Here is a 23,250-nt window from a genome sequence, read left to right as displayed (position 1 = left end):
GCGGGGTGAGCGCGAGCGCGCTGCTGGCCCGGGCGGCGTCGGGCATCGGCGGGCTGCTCGGTGCCGCGCTGCGCAGCCTGCCGGGGGCGCCGCGCGCGCCCTGGGTGCGGGCCGCGCTCGCCGTCGGGCGCGACCTGGCCGTCCCGGTGACGCGGGTGCTCGCCGTCCGGCACCCCGACCGCGGCCCGCCGGCGTGCTGCGCTGCCTGATCGGCCCCGAACGCCCCCACCACACCGTGATCCGAGGAAGTAACCCATGCCCAGCAACACCCCGCGCGTGCCCAAGGCGCAGCAGCGCGACGCCGCCCGTCAGAAAGCCGCCGAGATGCGCGCCGTGCAGGAGAAGCGCGCCAGACGCACCCGCATCCTGTCCATCTCGGGGCTCGTCGTCGCCCTGGGGCTGCTCGCGTTCGTGATCGTGATGATCTTCGCCCAGCGGACGCCTGCCCCGGCCGCCCTGGACCCGAAGACACCGCTCAAGGGCGTGACAGCGCCGGCTACCGCGGTCACCAACGGTGGCATCCCCGTCGGCAAGGAGGGCGCCGCCGGGACCACGTCCGGCAAGACCGCTGCCGGCAAGACCGCGGCCACGGTCGCGGTCTACTACGACTACATGTGCCCGGTCTGCGGGAACTTCGAGAAGGCGAACGAGGCCCCGCTCGATGCGCTGGTGAAGTCCGGCGACATCACCCTGGAGTACCACCCCATCTCGATCCTGGACCGGCTCTCCCAGAACACGCAGTACTCCACGCGCTCCGCCCAGGCCGCGGCCTACGTCGCCGACGCGGACCCGAAGCACTTCGTCGCGTTCAGCGAGGCGCTGTACGCGAACCAGCCCACGGAGAACAGCACGGGCCTGTCCAACAAGGAGATCGAGGCGCTCGCGGTCAAGGCCGAGGTCCCGAAGGCCGTCGCCAACAAGCTCTTCGACAAGGGCGGCAAGTTCACGACCTGGGTCCAGGCGGCCACCAAGCAGGGCACCCTCGACGGCGTGTCCGGCACTCCCACTGTGTTCATCAACGGCACGAAGACGCCCGACAGCCTGAACCTGCTGGTCGCCGGCCCGCTCGAGGCGGCGATCAAGGCCGCGAACGGCTGACGCACCACCCCCGGGCGCTCGGTAGGCTGGGTCGGCATCGCCGGACCCGGTTCACCGGGCGCCCGCGGCGCGCCCGCCTCCTTAGCTCAGTTGGCCAGAGCACCTGTCTTGTAAACAGGGGGTCATCGGTTCGAATCCGATAGGAGGCTCTGTATATCCGCAGTTCAGGGGCTTGCTGGGGACCATTCTAGCAAGCCCCAGACGACGTTTTTCGGGCCGCGGGTACCTTTTCGGGAACGATCTCGCCGCGAACGGGACCGGACGTCGGCGTCCGGGAGCGGCGGTGTCGGGGCGTTCGGTGACTTCAACCGCCGACTGGTCGGACGGGCGCAGGGAGCGCGAGCGGTCTCGGCGCTGTCTTCGCCGAACGGCGACCCCAGCGGCGCCGCGGACCGGGACGCCACCACCGCCGAGGCCGGCAGGGACAGCTACCAGAGGTGCGCCGGAACGCTGCGGGGTCGAATGAGAGCCCGGTGCGGGGTCGTCTGACGGAGCACGTCCGGGTCGGCCAGGGGGCGCGGCGTAATTGGGGCACTCGCGCCCACGGCGGGGCGCTACGAGCAACTGCGCACGTGGGACGCGCGCTCGGTGAGTCGGTTGGTGCCCCCGTTCGGGGTTGACGCACGGCTACCCGTCGAGACCACCGGCCACGCCATTTTCGGGGTCCTCATCGTCGTCCTTGTCATCTCGGCCGCCATCGCACACCGGGCCGCCCTCAGCGTCCCTTCCCGCGGGACGGAAACCACCCGCTACCACCCATAGGCACGCCCGAGTCCAGGTTTCGCCATCCCGAGTCGCCCCCGGCAGCGTGATCGAGCGCTACACCCTCTGCGCCACCCCCACGTGCCGGTGCCACAGCGACCCACAAGCCCCGCACGGGCCGTACTTCCAGTACACCCGCAAGCTCGCCGGCAAGACCCTCACCCGACGGCTCAACGGTGACGAGGCCGAGCGCTACCGCGAATGGATCAGGAACTGCCGCAGACTTGACACTCGACCAGATGGACCAGATCTCACGCCGCGCGGCCGACCTCATCCTCAGCCGAACCTCCCAGGGCTCACGACCCACCCAGCGTCCCCGAACCACCAGACCCCAACCCTGAGTCAGTGAGGGCGCATATTGTCCCCGGGAATGCGGAACGTCCGGTCAGATCACCACAAACAACCACATACCGCCATCAATGCCTAAAGTCCGAGGCGGTGCCTCCATGCCCCGCTCGCTCATCGACTCGGCCGACCGACGGCGCCGGGTGCCGCCCGGGTGCCGCCCCGAACGACACCGCCAGCTCCGGTGCGGGACGAGATTGTGCGCAGATTCTGCCCCTTGACACTTCGACAGACAGGGCGCTACCTTCTCGACATCCCAAGTAACGCGCGTTAGTAACGCGCGACAGTCGAAAGGTCGACGATGACCCGCGAGACCGCGAGAGTCACGATGGGCGATGTCGCCTCCCAACTCGGACTAAGCCGGACCACGGTGTCGTTCGTGCTCAGCGGTCGGCCAGACGCAAACATCCCTCAGCCGACGCGTGACCGGGTGTGGGATGCCGTGCGCGAACTCGGGTATCGGCCGAACGCGGCCGCCACGTCCCTCGCCTCTCGACGCACCAATCTGATCGGCCTCGTGACCGAGATCGCGACCTCGCCGTTCGCCGGAGAGATCATCGCGGGAGCCCAAGCCAGGGCCTGGAACAAGGGCAAGCTGCTGCTCATCGTCAGTTCGGAAGGCGATACCGACATCGAGGACGCCGCCTTCGAGATGATGCTCGAGCGCCAGGTGGAAGGGATCCTCTACGCGACGACCTGGCACCGAGAGGTCCAGCTCCCCGCGAGCGCGCACGAGGTGCCGACGGTCCTCGTCAACTGCTTCGATGCCCGGGGGGACTACCCGTCGTTCGTGCCCGACGAGGTCGAGGGCGGTCGCCTGGCGACCGAGCACCTGATTGCGGCCGGCCACCGTCGCGTGGCCTTCATCAATCTCGACCAAGACATCCCGGCAGCGATCGGTCGACGTGCCGGCTACGAGCGCGCGCTCGAGGAAGCCGGCGTCGAGGTCGACCCGACGCTCGTGGTCTCGGGGCATGCGACCGCGGACGGCGGCTACGACCGCGCACGTGAGCTCCTGAACCTGCCTCACCCACCCACGGCGATCTTCTGCGGCAACGACCGCATGGCGATGGGTGCGTATGACGCCGTCAAGGAGCGGGGCATGCGCATCCCCCAGGATGTCGCGCTGGTCGGCTTCGACAACCAGGAGATTATCGCCGGCTACCTGCGTCCCAAGCTGACCACCGTCGCCCTGCCGTTCCAGGAGATGGGCGCCCGCGCCGTCGACCTGCTCACCGCGAACCCGACCGCCACCTTTCCATCGCCCGTCGGCGTCCAGATCGCGTGCCCGCTCGTTCAGCGGGCATCCGTCTGACCGGCGGTGCACGGAGCACCGAGCGTTACCTCACGTTCAACGAAGAAGAGAGGCCTTACTCGCATGAACCTCCGACGTACCAAGCGCTGGACCGCGCTGACCGCACTCGTCGCGGTCGTTACGCTCGCCCTGACCGGCTGCGCCGTGACCTACCAGGAGTCCGACGACGGCCACTGGGTGCGCTCGCGGGTACGCCCGCAGGACGACACCCCACTCACGAGACACCGGTGAACCGGGTGACCGCGCAGGTGGAGGACCACCTGGGGGCCCCGGCCTCGACGCGTGGCGTCGACCTTTCGATCGCGACGTGGGAGGACCCGCAACGTCCCGGGTACCACCTCGTCCCGCCGGGAGGGTGGCTCAACGATCCCAACGGCATGGCCCGTTGGGACGGGACCTTCCACCTGTTCTACCAGTACAACCCGCACGCGCCGGTCCACTCCCTCATCCACTGGGGCCACGTCACGAGCACCGATCTGGTGCGCTGGCGCGACGAACCCGTTGCCCTCGTCCCCTCCGAGGGGCCCGACGCCGAGGGGTGCTGGTCGGGGGTGCTCGTGGACGACGGCGGCGTTCCCACGCTCGTGTACTCGGGGCACAGCGGAGAATACGAGGTCGCGTGCCTCGCCACCGGCTCACCCGACCTGCGCACGTGGACCAAGGACCCCGCCAACCCCGTGGTGGCCGGCCCGCCCGAGGGCGTGGACGCCACGGCCTTCCGGGATCACGGCGTGTGGCTCGAAGACGGCAGGTGGCACCAGGTCATCGGGTCCGGGATCCGCGGGGTGGGCGGCGCCCCCCTGCATTACACGTCCGCCGACCTACGCGAGTGGACGTACACGGGGCCGCTCGTCGTCGGAGACGCCTCGAGCACCGAGCCCGTGTGGACGGGCACGATGTGGGAGTGCGTCGACCTGTTCACGCTCGACGGCACAGATGTCGTCGTCTTCTCGGCCTGGGACGACGGGGTCACGCTGTACCCGGTCTACCTCACCGGCCGTCGCGACGGCTCAACGTTCGTCCCGGACGGTCCCGCGCGCCATCTCGACTACGGGCTCCGGCATTTCTACGCCCCGCAGTCCGTGCAGGACGACGACGGACGACGCATCATGTTCGCCTGGTTGCAGGAGGCCCGCGGTGACGCCGCGACGGCTGCTGCAGGCTGGTCCGGTGCCATGTCGCTGCCTCGCGAGGTGACCCTCGACAGCAGCGGCGCGCTCTCGCTCGCGCCCGCCACGGAGGTCGCGACGCTACGCGGCGCGCGCCTACACGCGGGACCCGTCGACGGCTCCACCTCGGGGCGGGCCCCGTGCTGGCTCGAACACGTGGCAGGAGACCAGCTCGACCTGGTGCTCGACATCCACCTTCCCGTCGGTGCCCGGCTCGAGCTCGGTGTGCGGGCGACATCTGACGGCGTGGAGCAGACGGTCGTCACGCTCGAGCGCGAGACCGCGGAGCCGGTGGCTCGTCTCCGGCTGGACCGGTCTCGCTCGAGCCTGGATCCCGACGTGGATGCGGTCGGTCTCGGTGGTGACGTACCGCTCGACGCCGACGGACGAGTGGACCTACGGGTGCTCGTGGACCACTCGGCGCTCGAGATCTTCGCTGGTGGCAGGCCCTTGACCGCGCGCCTCTACCCGACGCGGCCGGACGCCGTCGGGACCTGGGTGCGCACGTGCGCCGGTCCGGCGGCCGGACCGAACACAGCGGCCCCGTCCTGCTCGCTGGAAGCGTGGCGGATGGAGAGCATCTGGAACGGCCCGCGGCCTCTCTGGCCGGAGCCGTGACCCAGGGCGGCACGAGCGGACTGGACTCCTACGCGCCGGTTGTTGACGCAATGGTGGGTCCGCTCGGCTGACCGCAGCGCCGAACTCCTCGGCCCGCCATGCACCGACGGCCAGGGCGTATACCGCGCGCGCCGTCGCGCTGGGATCTGCGAAGCGGGTGTCTTGCTCAAGCAGACCCACTCGGCCCGTCACCGTGACGCTGCCAGCGTTGGGACGCAATCGCCCAGCAAGGACCTGAAGCAGGGTCGACTTGCCGCTGCCGTTGCCCCGTCGACGAGCAGTCGGCTCCCTTTGCCGAGTGAGAGCGCATCGAGCGTCAAGCGGTCGGTCACGTGCAGACCGCTGACCTCCACCGCACTGCCTGAGTCTGTCAGCGTCGCCCGCATGTGCAGCGGGTCCGACGGTCGTGGCACAGCCTCACGCTCGGCGACCTCGAGCCGGCGCTCCGCGTCGTGGATCCGACGGGCGACCGTGCGATCAACGCGCGCGCCCTTGAACTTCGTGACGAACGTGTCGTTGTCACGCGGCCCGCGCCCAGGTGCTACGTCGCGGTGGTTCACACGAGTTGCGGCCCGAAGCCTGGCAAGTTCGATCTGTTGCTCCTCGTAGGCCTGCTGCCATCGAGCCCGAGCCGAGGCCTTGACCCGCAGGTAGTCGGTGAAGCCCCCAGAGAAGCGGTTGCCTCCCTCGCCGTCCGTCCCGAGCGCAGCTGGGTCGAGGTCGACCAAGTGGGTACAGACGCGGTCGAGGAAGACTCGGTCATGGCTCGCCACAACGATGACCCCAGGCAGGTCGATGCACATCTGCTCCACGAGATCGACGGCCGTGTCATCGAGGTGGTTGGTTGGCTCGTCGAGCAGCAGGCACCCTGGCCTGCGGGTCAGAACGGCAGCCATCGCGACCCTGCTGCGTTCACCACCGCACAGGGTCTCGACGTTGCGTGTGCGGTCGAAATGAACGACACCCAGACGTTCGGCTGCGAGGTCGGCGCGCCGGTCGGCGTCCCAGGCGTCGTGGTCCTCAGCCCAGGCCAGCGCATCGATGTATGGCTGCGCGTGGCCGCCTGGTGCGAGGGCAGTTCCGAGCCGCTCAACACAGCGGACTGCCTCGTGCAACGGAGCCAGTGCCTGGTCAAGGACGGCGCCCACGGTCGCGCCGGGCGCGAAGACCGGCTCCTGCGGACTCGGTATCGCAGATGTCGATCCCTTGGGGCTTCAGGATCTTCTCGATGACTCCGCTCACTACGGCCTGCTCGTACGGGTTGAGTTTCTCCGAACCACGCCTCGAACGGGGAGCGCCCAGTCTTCGCGTGAACCCAGTAGTCGACAGTCCACTGGACTGGTTGGTCGCTTGTCCGCTCAACCTCGCCGTGGGGTGCCGTTGGTGTGGTTATCACCCTGACTGGGGTACCACTTTTCCCGCTCTTGGTGGCACTATGAAGGGCGGTCAGGAAGAGGCCTCAAGAGACTCTTCTGGGGTGCAGCATGTCTCTCGACCACGGGTTCCGCATCGACGTCACGAGCACGGACATCCGGCTGGCGAAAGCCCGGTGGCTGGCGGCCTGGATCTCCGACGCTTCCAACGAGAGCGTCTCGGATCTCTGCGAGGAGTACGCGCAGCTGGCCATGGCCAAGCCGATCGCGGACGAGGTCCGCCGCCCGAAGCTACGGCTGGTCAAGGGCTAGATCCAGGTTTCAGAGCGCCGACCGCGCCGGGCCCTCGACCGGTCCGAGCTCGGGCCGTTTCGGCAGCCGCAGGTCCCCGCTCGACCGGCCGCGGAACCGGCGCGTGGCCCAGGGGTAGAGGTACTCGCGCACCCACGCGGCGTCGGCCATCGCCCGCTCGAGCCTCGGCACCGGGGGGAGCGGGATGAGCGGGTCGTCCCACGCCGCGTCGTCGGGCGCGAGGCCCAGGGCGACCAGGGCGGCCTGCGCCACCCGGGCGTGGCCCTCGCTGGTCAGGTGGATCCGGTCGTCGGACCACATGCGGACGTCGCGCAGCGAGTGCATCCCCCACAGGTCCAGCACGTGTGCACCGTGTCGGCGGGCGATCGACCAGACGTGGGAGTTGTAGACCCCGACGCGGTTGCGGGTGTGGCGCACGAGCGTGCTGTCGGAGGAGTCCATGCCGGTGGAGAGCAGCACGTCGGTCCCGCGGGCGCGCAGCCGCACGACGGCGGCCTCGAGGCCTCGCGCGAGCTTGTCGACGTCCGCCGTCGCGCGCAGGATGTCGTTCCCGCCGCCGATGAGGGAGACGAGATCCGGTTCCAACCCGAACGCGGTGGGCAGCTGTTCGAGCAGGATCGGCCGCAGCAGCTTGCCGCGGATGGCGAGATTCGCGTACTCGAGCGGCGCCTCGCCGGCCTCCGTGCGCCGGCTGGAGATCCGCGCCGCGAGGATGTCCGCCCAGCCGCGGCAGCGGGCCTCGTCGTCGGGGTCGAGGTCCCAGAGGCCTTCGGTGAACGAGTCGCCGATGGCCACGTAGCGGGTCCAGCGCGGGACCTCGTCGGGGCCGGTGTCGGTCATCGGCTCAGTCTGGACCTCACTGCCCGGGCGCGCGCGGGGATGCCGGCGGGGACATGGGCACCGACGCGGGCAGAGTGAAGTCGATCGGTTCGGCGCCCTGCGCGACCAGCAGGGCATTGACCCTGGAGAACGGCCGCGAACCGAAGAATCCCAATCGCGCGGACAACGGGCTCGGGTGCGGGCCGGCCACGACCGGCGTGCTGCCGAGCCCGGGCGCGACGGACTGCGCGTCCTTGCCCCACAGCACGGCCACGAGCGGGCCGCCGCGCTCGACGAGCGCCGCGATCGCGCGGTCCGTCACGGCCTCCCACCCCCGGCGGCGGTGCGAGCCCGCGAGGGTCGGCTGCACGGTCAGTACCCGGTTCAGCAGCATGACGCCGCGGTCCGCCCAGGGGGACAGGTCACCCGTGGCCGGTGTCGGGGCGCCGACGTCGGCGGAGAGCTCGGTGAAGATGTTCGCCAGCGAGCGCGGCAGCGGGCGCACGTCGGGTCGTACCGAGAACGCGAGTCCCATTGCGTGACCCGGGATCGGGTACGGGTCCTGCCCGAGGATGAGCACCCGCACGTCCGCGAGGGGTCGCGTGAACGCCCGCAGCACGCTGTCCGCAGCCGGAAAGTAGCCGCGCCCGGCGACCGTCTCCGCATCCAGGAACGCGTCCAGGGCGGTGAGCTGGGCCGTGACCGGTTCGAGCGCTCGCGCCCAGTCCGGTGCGACGAGGTCGGCGAGCGGCGTGAGGGGCATGAAGGGTGAGGCTACCGATCTTCGGTGCGGACCACGGGCCGGCGGGCTCGTGGGCTGTTCGTGGACCAATGGGTGGACAACTCGGCCGAAACGCCCGGCGCGGCACGCCGCGAGGAATGACACGGGTGTTGTTCGCCTCTACGATGGCCGCAGCGAACAAGCGCAGGACGCGAGGCACGACGAGTGGAGGAGGACGGATGGAATCCAGGTCGACCGCGGTGCGGGAGCACGCGGACGCAGGGCTCGAATCGGACCTCTCGGAGCGTGACCAGCAGGTTCTGGCGTTCGAGCGGCAGTGGTGGAAGTACGCCGGCGCCAAGGAGCAGGCGGTCCGTGAGCTCTTCGACATGTCCGCCACGAGGTACTACCAGGTCCTCAACGCACTGATCGACTCCCCCTCCGCCCTCGCGCACGATCCGATGCTGGTCAAGCGGCTGCGGCGCATGCGCGCCTCGCGTCAGCGGGCCCGCACGGCACGTCGCCTCGGCGTCGACTCCTGACTTCACTGCTGGACCGGCTAGCCTGTCCGCCGTGATCAAGGCCCAGTACAACCACCCCGAGGATGAGTTCGACGCCGTCGAGCCCGGCACCGTCCCGCGTGGTGTGCACCGGGCGCCGATCTCCCGGTGGCGCCGGGCCTGGCCCTTCCTTGTGGTGATCATCCTGTTCCCCGTGCTCGCGTTCGGCGCCGTGAACTACTGGTCCGATGTGCGCGACGCTGCGCCGACCGCATCGGCATCGCCCTCGGTCGCCGCGACGAAGGCGGCGACGCCCGCCGCGACGCCGTCCGCCACGCCGACCCCGGCGGGTGCTCCCGAGCTCGGCACGCCGGTGGTCGTGTTCAACGCGACGACCAAGAGCGGCCTCGCCGCGTCCGCCGCGAAGAAGCTCACCGACGCGGGGTGGACGGCGGCCAAGCCGCAGGACTACACCGGCGGCGCGCTGAACGCCTCGACGGTCCGCTACTCCTCATCCGATCTCGAGGCCACGGCCCGCGCGGCCGGCGCCGCGCTCGGGATCACCAATGTCGCGAAGACCGACGGCGTGGACGGCGTCGAGATCGTCCTGGAGGACGACTACACGCCCTGACGATCCAGCTGCGCGACGGCGAGCACGACGCACGCCGAGCTCCACGAGAGCGGGGCGACGGCGGCCGGCGAGCCGTCCGGGAGCACCTTCTCCGGGATCGCGCCCGACGGCGTGCGGTGCGCGTCGATCCAGGTGAGCCAGGTCTCGGCCGCTTCGGTGTCCCCCGCGCGGGCGGCGGTCAGGCCGTACAGGGACGTCTGCGGCGTCCAGGAGATGCCGTCCTGCTTCCAGCCCGCGCCGGGTGCGAGGCCGCCGGCCGGACGGGCCATCTCGCGTGCCGAGCTGCGCCATGCGGTGAGCGATCCGGGCAGCGCCCGGGGCTGGAAGGGCGGCAGCAGGAACGCGCTCGCGGCGTCCGGGGTGCGGCCGTCGGTGTACCGCGCGAACCGCGGGCCGAACTCGCGTGAGATCGCGGTGCGCAGCTCGCTCGCGCGGTCGGCGGCGCGATCGGCCGACGCCGGCTCGTCCAGCTCGCGATACAGCCGCGCCGCCGCTTCGAGCCCGCTCAGCAGCGGCGCCGCGGTCCCGAGCGTCACCCGGGACTCGCCGACCTCCCAGAAGTCGGCCGACGCGGCCGGCAGCGTGCCGTCGCGGTCGGTGAGGTTGAGGATGTGCCGGGTCGAGCGGTCGATCATCGGGCGCAGGCGCTCCGCGGCGTCCTCGCGGGCGCCGGCGTCGTCGATCTCGCTCAGCACGGTGTGCGTCGCCCACAGCGCCCAGCCGGTGCCGTCGGCCTGGATGCCGCGGTCGTCCGGCGGACCGGACCCGTCGGGCAGGTAGCGCGCCTCGAACGAGCCGTTGCGGTGCTGCACGCCCTGCAGGAACGACAGGATCTCCAGGGCCTCGTCGGTGTGTCCGGTGGTGGCCATCGCGACGGCGACGAACGAGGAGTCCCGTGGCCAGACGTAGCGCCACCGGGAGGACCAGCCCGCGACGGACGCGCCGTCGTCGAGCAGGAGCGCGCGCATGTCGAGCAGCGCGGCGGTGGCCATGTCCTCGTAGGGGCCGCCCTTGCCCGGCACGGTGCCTGCGGCGAGCCACTCGCGGGACTCCTTGGCGAGCTCTCGCGCGGTGGCGAGCGCGGCGGGATCGCTCGGCCCCGGATCGAGCACCCGGCTGCCCGGGAGGTACTTCGGGGTCGATCCGGCCCGGATCAGCCGCGGGGACCTCGAGGCGCCGCGCGAGACCCCGTTGGAGTACAGCCGGATGTTCTCGGGCTTGTTCGCGTTCGCGAGCGGTGAGCGGGGATCGGTCAGCAGAAAGGGAGCGGCGACCATGGTCAGCGTGACGACGGCGGTCACCGCGCGTCGTGTCCAGCGGGCCGCGGGCGTCCGCTCGCCGAGCGGATGGTCGCGGCCCGGCTGCGGGGCCGGGTTCTCCGACGGCTCCGAGGGGCCCGACGGGACCGAAGGCGGCAGCGGCAAAGAGGCGTCTCGGGTCAAAGCGGGCATCGGGCAGAGTACCCGGGGCGTCCACCAGGAGCGAAAACCGGTACCGGAATCCGGGCGATCGAGCGTCGGGCCTTGCACTCTCGGGGGTCGAGTGCTAACCATTGGGGTTAGCACTCTCGGTACGAGAGTGACAGAATCAGCGGGCCGACCGGTGAGGTGCGCGCCAGTGACGGGACATGACCGTCGCTACGCGGGCCGTCCGTCGCGGGCATCAGCCGGCCCACCCCAGCACTGCGGGAGGAACACACACCGATGGCCAAGATCATTGCCTTCGACGAGGAGGCACGCCGCGGCATGGAGCGGGGCATGAATGCCCTCGCCGACGCCGTCAAGGTCACGCTCGGGCCGAAGGGCCGCAACGTCGTGCTCGAGAAGAAGTGGGGCGCGCCCACCATCACGAACGATGGTGTGAGCATCGCCAAGGAAATCGAGCTGGAGGACCCGCTCGAGAAGATCGGGGCCGAGCTCGTCAAGGAGGTCGCCAAGAAGACCGACGACGTCGCTGGCGACGGAACCACCACCGCCACCGTGCTCGCCCAGGCGCTCGTGCGCGAGGGCCTGCGCAACGTCGCCGCCGGCGCCAACCCGATCGCGCTCAAGCGCGGGATCGAGAAGGCCGTCGAGGCCGTCACCGCGCAGCTGCTCAAGGCTGCCAAGGAGATCGAGACCAAGGAAGAGATCGCCGCGACTGCGGGCATCTCGGCCGGGGACTCCTCCATCGGTGACCTCATCGCCGAGGCGATGGACAAGGTCGGCAAGGAAGGCGTCATCACGGTCGAGGAGTCCAACGCTCTCGGCCTCGAGCTCGAGCTGACCGAGGGGATGCGCTTCGACAAGGGCTACCTCGCCGGTTACTTCGTGACCGACCCGGACCGCCAGGAAGCCGTCCTGGAAGACGCGTACGTCCTGCTTGTCGAGTCGAAGATCTCGTCGGTCAAGGACCTGCTGCCACTGCTGGAGAAGGTCATCCAGTCCGGCAAGCCGCTGGTCATCATCGCCGAGGACGTCGACGGTGAGGCCCTGGCCACGCTCGTCGTGAACAAGATCCGCGGGACGTTCCGCTCGGTCGCCGTCAAGGCGCCCGGCTTCGGCGATCGCCGCAAGGCGATGCTGCAGGACATGGCCATCCTCACGGGTGCCCAGGTCGTCTCCGAGACCGTCGGTCTCAAGCTCGACACGGTTGGCCTCGAGGTCCTCGGGACGGTCCGCAAGGCCGTCGTGACCAAGGACGAGACCACCCTCATCGAGGGTGGCGGCGAGGCCGACCAGATCGCCGGTCGCGTCAGCCAGATCCGCGCCGAGATCGAGAACTCGGACTCGGACTACGACCGCGAGAAGCTCCAGGAGCGCCTCGCCAAGCTGGCCGGTGGCGTCGCCGTCATCAAGGCCGGTGCGGCAACCGAGGTTGAGCTCAAGGAGCGCAAGCACCGCATCGAGGACGCCGTTCGCAACGCGAAGGCCGCCGTCGAAGAGGGCATCGTCGCCGGTGGTGGCGTCGCGCTCATCCAGGCGGGCAAGCTCGCGTTCGCCGACCTCGTGCTCGAGGGCGACGAGGCAACCGGTGCTCGCATCGTGCAGCTCGCGATCGACGCACCGCTCAAGCAGATCGCGATCAACGCCGGCCTCGAGGGCGGCGTCGTGGCGGAGAAGGTCCGCAACCTCCCCAACGGTCACGGCCTGAACGCCGCGACCGGGGTGTACGAGGACCTGCTCGCGGCCGGGGTCAACGACCCGGTCAAGGTCACGCGCTCGGCGCTGCAGAACGCGGCGTCCATCGCCGCGCTCTTCCTCACCACCGAGGCAGTCATCGCCGAGAAGCCCGAGCGCCACGCCCCCTCGCAGGGTGGCGGCGGCGACGGCGGCATGGGCGGCATGGACTTCTGATCGAACGCTGATCAGGGGTACCTACCCCAGCACGACGACGGCGGGCCGGTCACCTTCGGGTGCCCGGCCCGCCGTTTGTGCGTCACGTGGCGCACTCAGCGTGGTTGCGTCGCTGGTTGCCTCGCTGGTTGCAGCGAATGGGCGCCAGGGGGATGTTGCGCAATCCCGTCCGAGCTCAGATCTGAACCGAGTCCGTTCGCCTCACCCCGAACGGATCGATCCCCTGATTCGCCGACCGCGAGATGCGAGTCGTTTGTCGCCGTCGCCGCGATCCGCACAACAACAACCCGCATCTCGGGGCTCAGAACTGGCCCGGACCGGACTCTGCAGCACTCGTATCCCCACCGGAGGGGTTTGGTCCGAATTTGGTCAAGAGAAGGTCAATTCTCGACCGAACCCGCCGGGAAATCCGCCAGAGCCTGCTCGACTGAGCTCGCCCGCCCTCACAAGAGCCTGGGGGTATGGCTGGGTGGGTCGAACGTGCACCCCAGGTGCACGTTCGACACACCCAGCAATACACCCAGCCCCGGATTCGACCCTCGCGCTGACAGGCGACGAAGCTCCGCCAACTCGGAGGTCTGCGACGGCGACGGCGACCGGCGGGACCGCAACAACCGATGCGGACCGGAGGATCGAACCTCGGGCAAGTTCGACGGATTGCGTAACACGCCCCAGGGCGCGCGTTCGCTGCAACCAGCGATGCAATCAGGCCGCCCCTGCTGCGTCCAGCCACCCCAAACCCGCAACGTCCGAGCGTTTCGGTTGGTCGGCTCGGGATGGGGCGGGCGCGCGACGGCCGGCTGGGGGGCTAGTGGTGGTTGCGGTCGCGGGCTCGGATGCGCAGGCCCGAGGCGCGCAGGCGGCGGATGAGCTCGCGGGTGCCGACCGGCTCGGCGCCGAGCGTGACGAGGCGTTCGTGCATCTCGTCGGGCACGTCGTAGTGGTCCTGGTCGAAGCCGCGTTCGGGGATGCCGGCGTTCAGCGCGAACGCGTGCAGCTCCTCGAGCGAGGTGTCGCTGACCAGATGGCTCCAGAGTCGTCCGTGCCTGGGCCAGAGCGGGGGATCGACAAGGACGGTCATCGCTTGAGGCTAGCCCGATCGCCGCGGGCGAGGCCTACGGTGGGCAGATGGACGCGGGGCGGCCGCAGCGGATGCACGAGACGCTCGCAGCACGCCGACTGCGGGGCGGGGCCGCACGGCGCGCCCGCACGACGGCGGTGTTGGCCGCCATAGCGCTGGTTGCCGCCGGGGCGCTCGCCGGCTGCGGCCCGGACGCCTCGACCGACCGCCCCGCGCGTCCGACGACGACGCCCGGGCCAGCAGGAGCGCCCGGTGCGTCTGGCGCGCCCGTCGTCGCCGGGGCGACGCCGTCGGCCGGGACGACTCAGCCGGCCGGGCGTTCCGGCACTCCTGCTGCACGGCCGGGCCGACTCCCTCGTGCCCGTGAAGTTCACGACCGAGTTCGCCGCGGCGCTCCGGTCGGGCGGGCACCAGGTCACCGTGGACCTGGTGCGGGGGGTCGACCACTCGGGGATCTACCGCACGGACGTCGCTGCGCACCGGCTCATCGACTGGATCAACGCGCTGCCGTGAGGTGGGCGGGCCCCGCCTGGGGTCGAGGAACATCCGTGTCGGATCGTGCGGCGATCACTTCTCGGAGATCCCGCCGACCATGCCACTGATGAAGCGGCGCTGGAGGAAGAAGTACAGGATGACGATGGGCAGAGCGACGATGACGCCGCCGGCGGAGAGCAGCGAGTAATCCGTCAGATGTGCACCCTTGAAGAACGCTAGTCCGAGCGGCGCGGTGCGTTTGCTATCGTCGACAATCATGACCAGGGGAATGAGGAACTCGTTCCAGGTCCACATGGCGACGAGCACGCACATCGTCATGATCGCGGGTATCGATGGGGGCACGATGATCTGCCAGAGCAGCCGGAAATCTGTTGCCCCATCGACGCGGGCTGCCTCGATGATGTCGCTCGGGAAGGCGCGGAACTGTGTGCGGATCCAGAACACACCGAAGGCCACCGACTGTGCCGTCTGGGGCAGGATCAAACCTTCGTAGGTGTCGGTGAGTCCGATGCTGCGCAGGTTGAAGTAGAGCGGAATAATGAATGCCTCAGCGGGGAGCAGGAGCCCGCCGAGAAGGATGAAGAAGATCGCGCTCGAGCCGAAGAAATCCAGTCGCGCAAACGCGAACCCCGCGAGGACGCTGAGCACCACTGTGAGGATGACGACGGAGATGGTCACGAGGATGCTCGAGAACATATAGGTCGCGAAGTGTCCCTGGGTCCAGGCTGCGGTGTAGTTGCCGAGGTCGATGGTCGTGGGAATGTGGAATCCGCCGTCGTTCGTCTTCGGGGGAAGCACGGAGGAGAACAGCACCCCGACGAGGGGCAGGAGCGCGAAGAGCGCGAAGAACGACAGGATGACGTAGTTGACGCCTTTTTCGCGGCGAGAGATTCTCATGAGACGTCCTTCGGCTGCAGCTTGTTGATCGCCGCGGTCACCAGCATGATGACGATGGTGAGCACGACGGCGACGGCGGCAGCGGAGCCGACCTGCCCGGTGTTGAACGCACGGTTGTACGCCTCGTATGCCGGCACCGCAGTGCTGTTTCCGGGGCCGCCTCGGGTGGTGATGTAGACGAGGTCGAAGGTTTTCAGCGCGGAGACGACGGTGAGGGTCAACGCGACAGCAACTTGGCCGCGCAGGGCCGGCAGGGTGATTCCGAAGAACTCACGGATGGGCCCGGCGCCGTCCAGTCGTGCGGCCTCGAACAGTTCCGGTGGGATGTTTCCCACGCCGCTGACGAAGAGGACCACACAGAGACCGATGTTCAACCAGGTGCCGACGAAGCCGATCGCGATGAGCGCGGTCCCGTAGTCACCGAGCCAGACGCGCGCCAGGTTATCCAGACCAACACCGCGAAGGAGTTCGTTGAGGAGCCCGGACGGGGAGTAGATGGAGACCCAGATGGTCGCCACCACGACGGAGGCGATCACCTGGGGAAGGAACAGGACCGTGCGGAAGAACGACATCCCGCGGATGGCGTTGGCGCGCGAGATGACAATGGTCAGCCCGAGGGCGAGGGTGACGGGAACCGCGGAGTAGAAGATCATCAGGACGGCGGCGTGCAGGAAGGCGCTCCTGAGAGCGGGGTCCTGCACGATCTCGAGATAGTTCGAGAACCCTGCCGACGTGGCCACGCCGATGCCGTCCCAGGTGAAGAAGGAATACTGCAGGGTCTGCAGTGCGGGCACGCCGAGGAAGAGTGCGAACACGGCGAATGCCGGCAGCACGTAGAGGTAGGCGCGCAGGTTCCGCCGCCCCAGGCGGGCGCGCCGCGTGGGCGCGCCCGCCTGGGGTGGTGCGGTGGCACGGCTGGTCACGATCAGCTACGACCCTTCGTGAACGCGGCGTAGTCCGTCTGCAAGCTCCCCGTGAACTGCGCCGGAGTGGTCTGCCCGGCGACGAGGTTCTGCATGCCGGCGGTCAGGGTGTCGTAGAAGGTTGGGGTCGCGTAGTCGAGGTACGGCACCACCGTGTTCGCCTTCGCGATCTTGGTGTAGCTGTCCGTGATGTCGGCGGCCAGGGTTCCACTCGGTGCGGTGTAACCGCTCGGAAGGACGGCGGGCAGGTTCCCCGTGTCGAGAAGCGTTTGGGCGGCCTTCGCGTCAGTGATGAAGTTGATATAGGCGGCAGCAGCGTCTGCGTGCTTCGCCTTCGACGTGATCGCCCACGCGAGTCCTTCGCCGCCCTCGGTCACCGGTGCGGGGGCGCCTTCGGGGGTGAGGGTGGCGAAGCCGACGTTCGACTTGCCCATGTCAGCCTCCAACGTCGCCTGCTGCCAGGTGCCGTCGACCATGAACGCGCAGCCGCCCTTGGCGAAGGTGGCCAGTGCGTCGTCTCGGGAGACTCCACCGGATCCGGCGGTCAGGTAGTCGTTCTTGGCCCAGCCTTGGATGGTCGTGGCTGCTTTGACGTTGTCCGGGTCGGTCCAGCTTCCGCTGGTACCTGTGACGAGGTTGTTGACCTTGTCGGCACCGGCTATGGCGGCCTGAACGACCCCGTAGAGATGGATCCCCGGGCTCTTGTCAAGGTCGCCGTAGGAAAGGGGAAGGACCTTCGCCGTCTTGGCCTTGGCCATGTCGGCGTCCAGGTCCGCGAGTGTTTTCGGAGCGGGGACACCCAATTGGTCGAGGACCTTCTTGTTGTAGTAGACGCCGACGAGCTCACCTGTCTGCGACACGCCGTAGAGGTTCCCGGCCTGCCAGGTGCCGCCGTCGGAAGAGAACGTGTTGAGCTTCAGCAGGGAGGACGGGTAGTAGGAGGTCCAGGCGTAGAGCTTGGCGTAGTCGTCCACGGGGCGCAGCAGTCCGCCCTTGACGAACGCGCCCATGTCCGGGTACCCCTGATTCGCCTGCACGACGTCGGGCGGGTTACTGCCCGAGATGGCGAGCTTCAGCGTCGTCTTCAAGTCGCTGAACGAGCGAGATACCCGCTTGATGGTGACGTTGGGATACTTTGCCTCGAAGGCCTTGTTGAGCGTGCCCTGCGCCTTGCTGCTCCCGCCGTCGGTGTTTTGGTCCCACTCGGTCAGCGTGATCTTGTCCTTGGGGATGGTCTTTGAGACGGAGCCGAGGCTCGCGCTCGGGGCGGGGTTGCTGCCGCCCGGTGCGCAGGCGGCAAGGCCGGTGACGGCGAAAGCCACCACCCCCATCACCCCCATCATGACCGGGAGCTTTCGAGTGAGCGTGCTCATACTTCCTCCTTGATGCGTGAGCTGTCTCGGGCGGTTGCCCATGCTTCGATCAGAGACCAGTCGCCTTGCGGCTGGCGTTCAGTGAGGTAGCGGCTGATGTCGGGGGGTCGGGGCGCGCTCGCCGCCCCGCCCAGGGTGCGGACCGACAGGGATGCGCAGAGACTGCCGAACCGCAACCGTGTCTCGAGTGGCCAGTCGGTGCGGAGCGAGGCCATGAACGCCGCCACGAACACATCGCCCGCCCCGGTGGGATCGACGGCGTCGACCGCGATTGCGGGCGTTTCGATGAGGGTGCCGCTGCCGCTGTCGAAGGCGACGACACCCTGTGGGCCGCGAGTGACGATGGCCAGCTCGACGTAGCCTCCCAGCTCTCGCGCGGCGGCGATCGGGTCGTCGGTCTGGGTGTACTTCATCGCTTCGACGTCGTTGGGTACGAAGATGTCGACGTTCTCCAAGCGACGCAGGAGGTCCGGCGACCACCGTCCGGTGGAATCCCATCCGACACCTCCGACGACGGTCGTGCCGTCGGCACGCACTCGCGCCACCCACGCAGGCAGATCTGCGGCGGCGTTCACGTGGGTCGCACCCACCGTCGGGCCGTTGTCCGGCCAGTCGAGATCGTGGCCCGGCTCCTGATACGTGATGAAGCTGCGGTCGTGAGCGCCGGTCAGTGATGTCGTGACGGGGCTCTGCCAGCCGGCGGTGCGGCGCAGGTACGTCAGGTCGAGATTCGCCTCGTTCGCGAGGACACCGGCGATGTAGGCCCCGAGCGGGTCATCTCCCAACTCGGACACCAGCGAGGTCGTCGCCCCGAGACGCGCCGCGGCCACGGCGCGATTCGCGGTGCCACCCGGAGTGACCGTGAACGCGTCAGCGAAGACCTCGGTGCCCGGTGCAGGAACCGGAACGCCCGAGAAGACGATGTCGCAGAACACGGCGCCGGCGAACAGCAGGTCAACATGGTCGTCGCCTGGTGCATGTGGTGGCGGGGTCACGGATGCTCCTTGATCGGGTTTGACGGCTTTGGCACTCCCTCCCGTCAGTGTAAGCAGTATGCACACCGTTTGTGACCGAAGTGTTTCAGAACCGGGTCCATCAGCGACTCCGATGTCGAACCCCGAGCAATTGGTTGCTCGGGGTCACGCAAACTCTTGCATCTGATCGGCTATGCTGGGCAGGTGATCCTGAGACAGCGGCAAGACCGCATCATCACCACCCTGAGGTCCGCAGGATCTGTCTCCGTACGCGGGCTCGCCGAAGCCCTTGACGTCAGCGAAGCCACGATCCGCCGAGATCTGCAGATCCTCGACGCGAACGGTGAGTTGAGCCGCACCTACGGCGGAGCGGTACTCCGGCCGGGTGCGACCGTGAACGCTGACGGGCCCGGATCGGACCTCGAGGGCCCGTTCGCCCAGGAAGTGGACGCGGCCGCCAAGCAGGCCATGGCGACCGCCGCCGCCGCGCTCGTCCGTGACGACAGTGTCGTCATCCTCGACATCGGCACGACGACTCCCTTTGTGGCGCGCGCGCTCAAGGGTCGAAACATCACGATCATCACCAGCAACCTCGCCGTGTTCGACGAACTTCGCGACGACACCGCCGTGCGGCTCGTCCTGCTCGGCGGAGTCGTCCGCCGCAACTACCGGACCCTCGTCGGCTCGCTGACGGAGTTGGCTCTCACCCAGGTGAGCGCCGACATCTTGTTCCTCAGCTGCACGGGCGTCCGAGAGAACGGCCAGGTCGTGGACAACATGGCAGTCGAGGCGCCCATCAAACAGTCGATGATCGCCGCCTCAGTCAAAGTCGTTCTGCTCGCGAGCAAGAGCAAATTCCCGGGATCCGGTGCGCTGCGCGTGTGCTCTCTCGCCGACGTAGACGTCCTGATCACCACCGAAGGTGCCCCCGAAGAAGCACTCGAGCATTGCCGGAACTCCGGCGGAAAGGTCACGATCGTATGAAGCTCTGCATCCTTGGAGGGGGCGGCTTCCGCACCCCTTATGTCTACCAAGCACTCCTGAGGGACCAGGGATCGCCTCGTGTCGAGGAGATCGCCCTGTACGACATCGATGAGATGCGCCTGCACACGATGGTCGCGATCCTGACCGAGTTCGCCGCCGAGTTCCCAGACGCCCCCAAGCTCGTCCCGACCACCTCCCTGCACCAGGCGGTCGAGGGTAGCGACTTCATCTTCGCCGCCGTCCGCGTCGCAGGCCTCGAGGGACGACGCTGCGACGAGCACGTCGCCCTCGACCTCAACGTCCTCGGTCAGGAGACGACCGGCCCCGGCGGGCTCGCCTATGCGATGCGAACCGTCCCGGTCATGGTCGAGATGGCCAAGATCGTCAAGGACCTCGCCCCCAACGCCTACTTCATCAACTTCACCAACCCCGCCGGCATCATCACCGAGGCGATGCAGAGCGTGCTCGGGGACCGGGTGCTCGGCATCTGCGACACCCCGTCCGGCCTCGGGCGGCGGGTCGCCGGCCTCATGGGGCTCGACCACGAGCGCGTCCAGATGGACTACGTGGGCCTCAACCACCTCGGCTGGATGCGCCGCGTCATGTACGACGGCCGCGACATCCTCCCGGAACTCATGGCCGACGACCAGAAGCTCGCCATGATGGAGGAATCCCACGTCTTCGGCATCGACTGGATACGCACCCTCGGCGTCATCCCGAACGAGTACCTCTACTACTACTACTTCAACCGGGACGCCGTCCGCTCCATCGTCGACAGCCGTCTGACCCGGGGCGACTTCCTCAAGGAGACGCAGGAAGCCTTCTATGCGCGCGCGTCCAAGGCCAGCAGCGGAGTTGCCGACCTCTGGCGCCGGACCGTCGCGACCCGCAGCGCCAGCTACATGGCGGAGGCCAAAGGCGGCGAACAGGGAGCCCCGAAGCTGGCGAAGCAGCCCGAGACCGATCCCAGCCACCAGGGCTACGCCGGCGTCGCCCTCGGCGTCATGGCCGCCATCAGCCGCAACGAGCGATCCACGATGATCCTCAATGTCCGCAACCAGGGCGCCATCGCAGGCATGCCCGACGACGCCGTCGTCGAGCTCCCCACGACCGTCGACGCCAACGGGGTCCACCCGCTCGCCCTCGACCTCCAACCGACCCTTCACCAGCTCGGACTGATGCAGCAGGTCAAGGCCGTCGAGCGGCACACCATCGCAGCCGCGACGACCGGGTCGAAGGACGAGGCACTCAAGGCACTGGCCCTGCACCCCCTCGTCGACTCAGTGACCGTCGCGCGCGATCTGCTCAGCGGCTACCTCGACCGAATCCCCGAAATCGCAGCGATCCTCACGAAGTAAGCGCGAAGGCGAATACCGATGAAGGTCATCATCCGAAAGGATTCTGCTACCTCAGCACGGGCAGCGGCGGCCCAAATTTCCACCAGCTTCCACAGCGAACCCCACGGAGTGCTCGGAATCGCAACAGGCAGTTCACCGCAGCCCCTCTATGAAGCGCTGACTACGCTCGTCGCCGATGGCCTTGACCTAGGCGGAATCACCGCCTTCGCGCTTGACGAATACGTGGGACTCGACCCCTCCGACCCGCAGAGCTACCGCTCCATCATCGACCGCGACGTGACAGTTCCCCTCCGCTTGGACCGCTCACGGGTCTTCGTTCCGGAGGGAGGCACAGCGGCTGTCACCCGCACTGCGGCGGCCTACGACTCAGCGATCCGCGAGGCTGGCGGAATCCGCCTGCAGATATTGGGGATCGGAACCAACGGCCACATCGGCTTCAACGAGCCAGGCTCTCCCCGAGACTCCCGCACCCGGGTGGTGGGCCTGACGGAGTCGACCCGAGCCGACAACAGCCGATTCTTCACCACCCCATCCGACGTGCCCTCGGCGGCCGTCAGCCAAGGCATCGGAACAATCTGTGAAGCCCTGGCGATCATCGTGATGGCGAACGGATCCCACAAGGCTGAGGCCGTCAGAGACGCGATCGAGGGACCCGTCACGGAGGAATCTCCGGCTTCTATTCTCCAACTGCACCCGGATGTGACCTTCTACCTCGACGAGGACGCCGCGTCCCTGCTCCGTGAGAACGATCGTGCAGACGACAGGCACGACGCCGCTGCGGTCCTCGTGTCACGTGCGCCGATCGGCGCCGTCCAGGCCGCGGCCGATACCCCGGTGTAAGGGGGACCTGCCCTCGCTGACCACGCCGAGCAGCTCCGGCCAGAGCACCTGCAGGCGGCGGCGTCGGCGGTGGCGGTTCTCCCAGGCGATCTCACCGGCCTCGGCGCGTCGGTCGAGCGCTCGGTAGCGACGCCTAGCGAGCCGTACTCACTGCGGTGGATCCGGCAATTCAGTGCGTGGGTTGCTAGCGCGGCAGCTCTTCGTGCGACGGGACCTTGTCGGCGCCGATGGACGCCCGCTCGGCCTCGGTGAGATCGGCGGCTGCCAGAATCCTCTGTACAGTCGCGTTCTTGCCGCGGCCGTACTCGTCTATGTCCCCGGCCGACAAACCGACCCGGCGCTTGACGGCGGCGTACTCGTCTCGCAGGACCGGATCAGAGCGCAGCACGTTCCTGACGGCAAGGTGGTTGCCCAGCGATAGGCACCCGTCGACGACGACGTAGGTGGTGGTCCCGGCCAGACGTCTGGGCTCCTTGAAGGCCCACCGCGCAGGGATGCCGAGCTCGCCAAGAGTTCGGAAGCCGAGGCCGACCAGGGTTGCGGAGGCTGCGGGAACGTCGTCCGGAGCGACCACGATGTCGCAGTCGATGATCGGCTTGGCAGCGAGGCCTGGCACCGACGTGCTGCCGACGTGCTCGATGGCCACCACGGGCACCCCGGCAGCCGCCATCGCGTCCGCGTACTCAGACCGCAACTGCTCGAATCGGCGCGGCCACGCTGGGTCGTACTCGACTACTCGGATCACCCTCGCAATCTACGAGATCAACTTGCGATCTCAACGTGCAGTCGAAGGAACAAGCTGTCATCGGCGCGATTGTGAGCGTGCAGCGCGCCCCTCCCGCCCCGCCCAGGCGCCCGCGGGCCCTACCGGCCGAACAATCGGGCCGCCTGCTGTTCCGCGTCGGCGTACGACGACGCGGCGGCGCCCAGGGCGACCGTGATCTGATCCAAGGACTCCTCGACGCGCGCCTGGGTGGCGGTCCAGTCGGCCACGACGGCACCGAAGGCGGTCGCCGCGCCGCCGCGCCAGCTGTTCTGCAGCTCGGTGAGGTGGCGCATCATCGCGGCCACCTCCGTGCGGATCGCCGTCGTCGAGCCGCGCACTGCGGCTCCGGCCTGGGCGACCTGCGCGCTGTCGACCTCGTACCTGCTCATCGCGTCCTCCTCGTTCTCGGGTGGAGAACGTGACGCTACGAGACCAGGCCCGCCCCGCGCCGTCGGGCGGGGTGGGCCTGTGGACGAGCGATCGCTATGCCGGTCCGGTGGACGGTTCGCGCGGACGATCGGGCTCAGGTGCCGTACCGCTGTCCCCGTTGGAGGCGGCGGG

23 protein-coding genes, 1 tRNA gene and 2 pseudogenes are annotated in these 23,250 nt (G+C 68.7%); 15 read left to right on the top strand and 11 right to left on the bottom strand.

Annotation, left to right across the window (positions count from 1 at the left end; genetic code table 11):
* The 7 genes and pseudogenes from VIM26_RS13710 to VIM26_RS13680 form a co-directional block, all read left to right on the top strand.
* Positions 1–209 (top strand): annotated as a pseudogene (locus VIM26_RS13710) (hypothetical protein); the annotation flags it as partial.
* A 46-nt stretch (positions 210–255) separates the two neighbouring features.
* A complete protein-coding gene (locus VIM26_RS13705; protein WP_331952081.1) occupies positions 256–1,098 on the top strand; it encodes a DsbA family protein in 843 nt (280 codons plus the stop codon).
* A gap of 75 nt (positions 1,099–1,173) precedes the next feature.
* Positions 1,174–1,247 (top strand) — tRNA-Thr (locus VIM26_RS13700).
* A 467-nt stretch (positions 1,248–1,714) separates the two neighbouring features.
* Complete coding sequence (locus VIM26_RS27085; RefSeq protein WP_414696486.1) at positions 1,715–2,209, top strand: DUF6788 family protein; 495 nt, start codon at positions 1,715–1,717, stop codon at positions 2,207–2,209.
* A gap of 297 nt (positions 2,210–2,506) precedes the next feature.
* Positions 2,507–3,520 (top strand): LacI family DNA-binding transcriptional regulator, encoded by a 1,014-nt coding sequence (locus VIM26_RS13690; RefSeq protein WP_414696485.1) that lies wholly within the window; start codon positions 2,507–2,509, stop codon positions 3,518–3,520.
* A gap of 63 nt (positions 3,521–3,583) precedes the next feature.
* Complete coding sequence (locus VIM26_RS13685; protein ID WP_331952079.1) at positions 3,584–3,751, top strand: hypothetical protein; 168 nt, start codon at positions 3,584–3,586, stop codon at positions 3,749–3,751.
* Entirely contained in the window at positions 3,748–5,307 is a 1,560-nt protein-coding gene (locus VIM26_RS13680; protein WP_331952077.1) for a glycoside hydrolase family 32 protein, read from the top strand. Before VIM26_RS13685 ends, VIM26_RS13680 begins: the two co-directional genes overlap by 4 nt.
* An 851-nt stretch (positions 5,308–6,158) precedes the next feature.
* Here the strand turns inward: VIM26_RS13680 and VIM26_RS13675 are convergent.
* Positions 6,159–6,455: pseudogene (locus VIM26_RS13675) on the bottom strand (ATP-binding cassette domain-containing protein); the annotation flags it as partial.
* 336 nt (positions 6,456–6,791) lie between these two features.
* On the opposite strand from VIM26_RS13675, the gene VIM26_RS13670 reads away from it, so the two are divergent.
* The gene (locus tag VIM26_RS13670; protein WP_331952075.1) at positions 6,792–6,992 is read left to right on the top strand and encodes a hypothetical protein; all 201 of its coding nucleotides are present in this window, start codon (positions 6,792–6,794) and stop codon (positions 6,990–6,992) included.
* Between the two features lie 9 nt (positions 6,993–7,001).
* Here VIM26_RS13670 and VIM26_RS13665 read toward each other — a convergent pair whose 3' ends face one another.
* Both VIM26_RS13665 and VIM26_RS13660 read right to left on the bottom strand, forming a co-directional pair.
* Entirely contained in the window at positions 7,002–7,832 is an 831-nt protein-coding gene (locus VIM26_RS13665; protein ID WP_331952073.1) for an SGNH/GDSL hydrolase family protein, read from the bottom strand.
* A 16-nt stretch (positions 7,833–7,848) separates the two neighbouring features.
* Positions 7,849–8,574, bottom strand: a complete 726-nt coding sequence (locus tag VIM26_RS13660) for a uracil-DNA glycosylase (protein WP_331952071.1) — start codon at positions 8,572–8,574, stop codon at positions 7,849–7,851.
* 197 nt (positions 8,575–8,771) lie between these two features.
* On the opposite strand from VIM26_RS13660, the gene VIM26_RS13655 reads away from it, so the two are divergent.
* Positions 8,772–9,074: a DUF3263 domain-containing protein gene (locus VIM26_RS13655; RefSeq protein ID WP_331952069.1), complete on the top strand. Its 303-nt coding sequence runs from the start codon at positions 8,772–8,774 to the stop codon at positions 9,072–9,074.
* Positions 9,075–9,105: 31 nt separating this feature from the next.
* The gene (locus VIM26_RS13650) at positions 9,106–9,663 is read left to right on the top strand and encodes a LytR C-terminal domain-containing protein (protein ID WP_331952067.1); all 558 of its coding nucleotides are present in this window, start codon (positions 9,106–9,108) and stop codon (positions 9,661–9,663) included.
* Here the strand turns inward: VIM26_RS13650 and VIM26_RS13645 are convergent.
* Positions 9,651–10,964 (bottom strand): glycoside hydrolase family 15, encoded by a 1,314-nt coding sequence (locus VIM26_RS13645; RefSeq protein ID WP_331952065.1) that lies wholly within the window; start codon positions 10,962–10,964, stop codon positions 9,651–9,653. The two genes, VIM26_RS13650 and VIM26_RS13645, sit on opposite strands and share 13 nt — an antisense overlap.
* Positions 10,965–11,366: 402 nt before the next feature.
* Here VIM26_RS13645 and groL point away from each other — a divergent pair, with 402 nt between their 5' ends.
* On the top strand, positions 11,367–12,998 hold the full coding sequence (groL, locus tag VIM26_RS13640; protein WP_331952063.1) for a chaperonin GroEL: 1,632 nt from the start codon (positions 11,367–11,369) through the stop codon (positions 12,996–12,998).
* 808 nt (positions 12,999–13,806) lie between these two features.
* Here groL and VIM26_RS13635 read toward each other — a convergent pair.
* A complete protein-coding gene (locus tag VIM26_RS13635) occupies positions 13,807–14,079 on the bottom strand; it encodes a DUF4031 domain-containing protein (RefSeq protein WP_331952061.1) in 273 nt (90 codons plus the stop codon).
* A gap of 252 nt (positions 14,080–14,331) precedes the next feature.
* Here VIM26_RS13635 and VIM26_RS13630 point away from each other — a divergent pair, with 252 nt between their 5' ends.
* Positions 14,332–14,592, top strand: a complete 261-nt coding sequence (locus tag VIM26_RS13630) for an alpha/beta hydrolase family protein (protein ID WP_331952059.1) — start codon at positions 14,332–14,334, stop codon at positions 14,590–14,592.
* Between the two features lie 54 nt (positions 14,593–14,646).
* On the opposite strand, the gene VIM26_RS13625 is transcribed toward VIM26_RS13630, so the two are convergent.
* From VIM26_RS13625 to VIM26_RS13610, 4 genes are read right to left on the bottom strand one after another with little or no spacing between them, the layout of a single operon-like run.
* A complete protein-coding gene (locus VIM26_RS13625) occupies positions 14,647–15,471 on the bottom strand; it encodes a carbohydrate ABC transporter permease (protein WP_331952057.1) in 825 nt (274 codons plus the stop codon).
* A complete protein-coding gene (locus VIM26_RS13620; RefSeq protein ID WP_331952055.1) occupies positions 15,468–16,394 on the bottom strand; it encodes a sugar ABC transporter permease in 927 nt (308 codons plus the stop codon). Before VIM26_RS13620 ends, VIM26_RS13625 begins: the two co-directional genes overlap by 4 nt.
* A 2-nt stretch (positions 16,395–16,396) precedes the next feature.
* On the bottom strand, positions 16,397–17,767 hold the full coding sequence (locus VIM26_RS13615; protein WP_331952053.1) for an extracellular solute-binding protein: 1,371 nt from the start codon (positions 17,765–17,767) through the stop codon (positions 16,397–16,399).
* Positions 17,764–18,702 carry a carbohydrate kinase family protein gene (locus tag VIM26_RS13610; RefSeq protein WP_331952084.1) on the bottom strand — a complete coding sequence of 313 codons (939 nt, stop codon included), beginning with the start codon at positions 18,700–18,702 and terminating at the stop codon, positions 17,764–17,766. The genes VIM26_RS13615 and VIM26_RS13610 overlap by 4 nt, the downstream gene beginning before the upstream one ends.
* Before the next feature lie 216 nt (positions 18,703–18,918).
* On the opposite strand from VIM26_RS13610, the gene VIM26_RS13605 reads away from it, so the two are divergent.
* The 3 genes from VIM26_RS13605 to VIM26_RS13595 are packed head-to-tail and all read left to right on the top strand — an operon-like array spanning position 18,919 to position 21,923.
* On the top strand, positions 18,919–19,725 hold the full coding sequence (locus VIM26_RS13605) for a DeoR/GlpR family DNA-binding transcription regulator (protein ID WP_331952051.1): 807 nt from the start codon (positions 18,919–18,921) through the stop codon (positions 19,723–19,725).
* Positions 19,722–21,083 (top strand): 6-phospho-beta-glucosidase, encoded by a 1,362-nt coding sequence (locus VIM26_RS13600; RefSeq protein ID WP_331952049.1) that lies wholly within the window; start codon positions 19,722–19,724, stop codon positions 21,081–21,083. Before VIM26_RS13605 ends, VIM26_RS13600 begins: the two co-directional genes overlap by 4 nt.
* Before the next feature lie 18 nt (positions 21,084–21,101).
* Positions 21,102–21,923, top strand: a complete 822-nt coding sequence (locus VIM26_RS13595) for a glucosamine-6-phosphate deaminase (RefSeq protein ID WP_331952047.1) — start codon at positions 21,102–21,104, stop codon at positions 21,921–21,923.
* A 184-nt stretch (positions 21,924–22,107) separates the two neighbouring features.
* Here VIM26_RS13595 and VIM26_RS13590 read toward each other — a convergent pair whose 3' ends face one another.
* Together VIM26_RS13590 and VIM26_RS13585 are read right to left on the bottom strand one after the other, a co-directional pair.
* Positions 22,108–22,668, bottom strand: coding sequence for a GrpB family protein (locus VIM26_RS13590; RefSeq protein WP_331952045.1), 561 nt, complete (start codon positions 22,666–22,668; stop codon positions 22,108–22,110).
* 119 nt (positions 22,669–22,787) lie between these two features.
* On the bottom strand, positions 22,788–23,078 hold the full coding sequence (locus tag VIM26_RS13585) for a WXG100 family type VII secretion target (RefSeq protein ID WP_331952043.1): 291 nt from the start codon (positions 23,076–23,078) through the stop codon (positions 22,788–22,790).
* Positions 23,079–23,250: the final 172 nt, after the last annotated feature.

This window comes from Pengzhenrongella sp., from assembly GCF_036565025.1.
Classification (GTDB): domain Bacteria; phylum Actinomycetota; class Actinomycetes; order Actinomycetales; family Cellulomonadaceae; genus Pengzhenrongella.
This window is presented reverse-complemented; position numbering and strand designations above follow the sequence as displayed.

Bases quoted from the DNA above. Each gene is read 5' to 3' on its own strand.
- VIM26_RS13635 (WP_331952061.1), bottom strand. From the start codon at position 14,079: ATGACCGTCCTTGTCGATCCCCCGCTCTGGCCCAGGCACGGACGACTC.
- VIM26_RS13660 (WP_331952071.1), bottom strand. From the start codon at position 8,574: ATGCCCCTCACGCCGCTCGCCGACCTCGTCGCACCGGACTGGGCGCGA.
- VIM26_RS13615 (WP_331952053.1), bottom strand. From the start codon at position 17,767: ATGAGCACGCTCACTCGAAAGCTCCCGGTCATGATGGGGGTGATGGGG.
- groL (WP_331952063.1), top strand. From the start codon at position 11,367: ATGGCCAAGATCATTGCCTTCGACGAGGAGGCACGCCGCGGCATGGAG.
- VIM26_RS13685 (WP_331952079.1), top strand. From the start codon at position 3,584: ATGAACCTCCGACGTACCAAGCGCTGGACCGCGCTGACCGCACTCGTC.
- VIM26_RS13625 (WP_331952057.1), bottom strand. From the start codon at position 15,471: ATGAGAATCTCTCGCCGCGAAAAAGGCGTCAACTACGTCATCCTGTCG.
- VIM26_RS13600 (WP_331952049.1), top strand. From the start codon at position 19,722: ATGAAGCTCTGCATCCTTGGAGGGGGCGGCTTCCGCACCCCTTATGTC.
- VIM26_RS13665 (WP_331952073.1), bottom strand. From the start codon at position 7,832: ATGACCGACACCGGCCCCGACGAGGTCCCGCGCTGGACCCGCTACGTG.
- VIM26_RS13655 (WP_331952069.1), top strand. From the start codon at position 8,772: ATGGAATCCAGGTCGACCGCGGTGCGGGAGCACGCGGACGCAGGGCTC.
- VIM26_RS13670 (WP_331952075.1), top strand. From the start codon at position 6,792: ATGTCTCTCGACCACGGGTTCCGCATCGACGTCACGAGCACGGACATC.
- VIM26_RS13690 (WP_414696485.1), top strand. From the start codon at position 2,507: ATGACCCGCGAGACCGCGAGAGTCACGATGGGCGATGTCGCCTCCCAA.
- VIM26_RS13595 (WP_331952047.1), top strand. From the start codon at position 21,102: ATGAAGGTCATCATCCGAAAGGATTCTGCTACCTCAGCACGGGCAGCG.
- VIM26_RS13585 (WP_331952043.1), bottom strand. From the start codon at position 23,078: ATGAGCAGGTACGAGGTCGACAGCGCGCAGGTCGCCCAGGCCGGAGCC.
- VIM26_RS13705 (WP_331952081.1), top strand. From the start codon at position 256: ATGCCCAGCAACACCCCGCGCGTGCCCAAGGCGCAGCAGCGCGACGCC.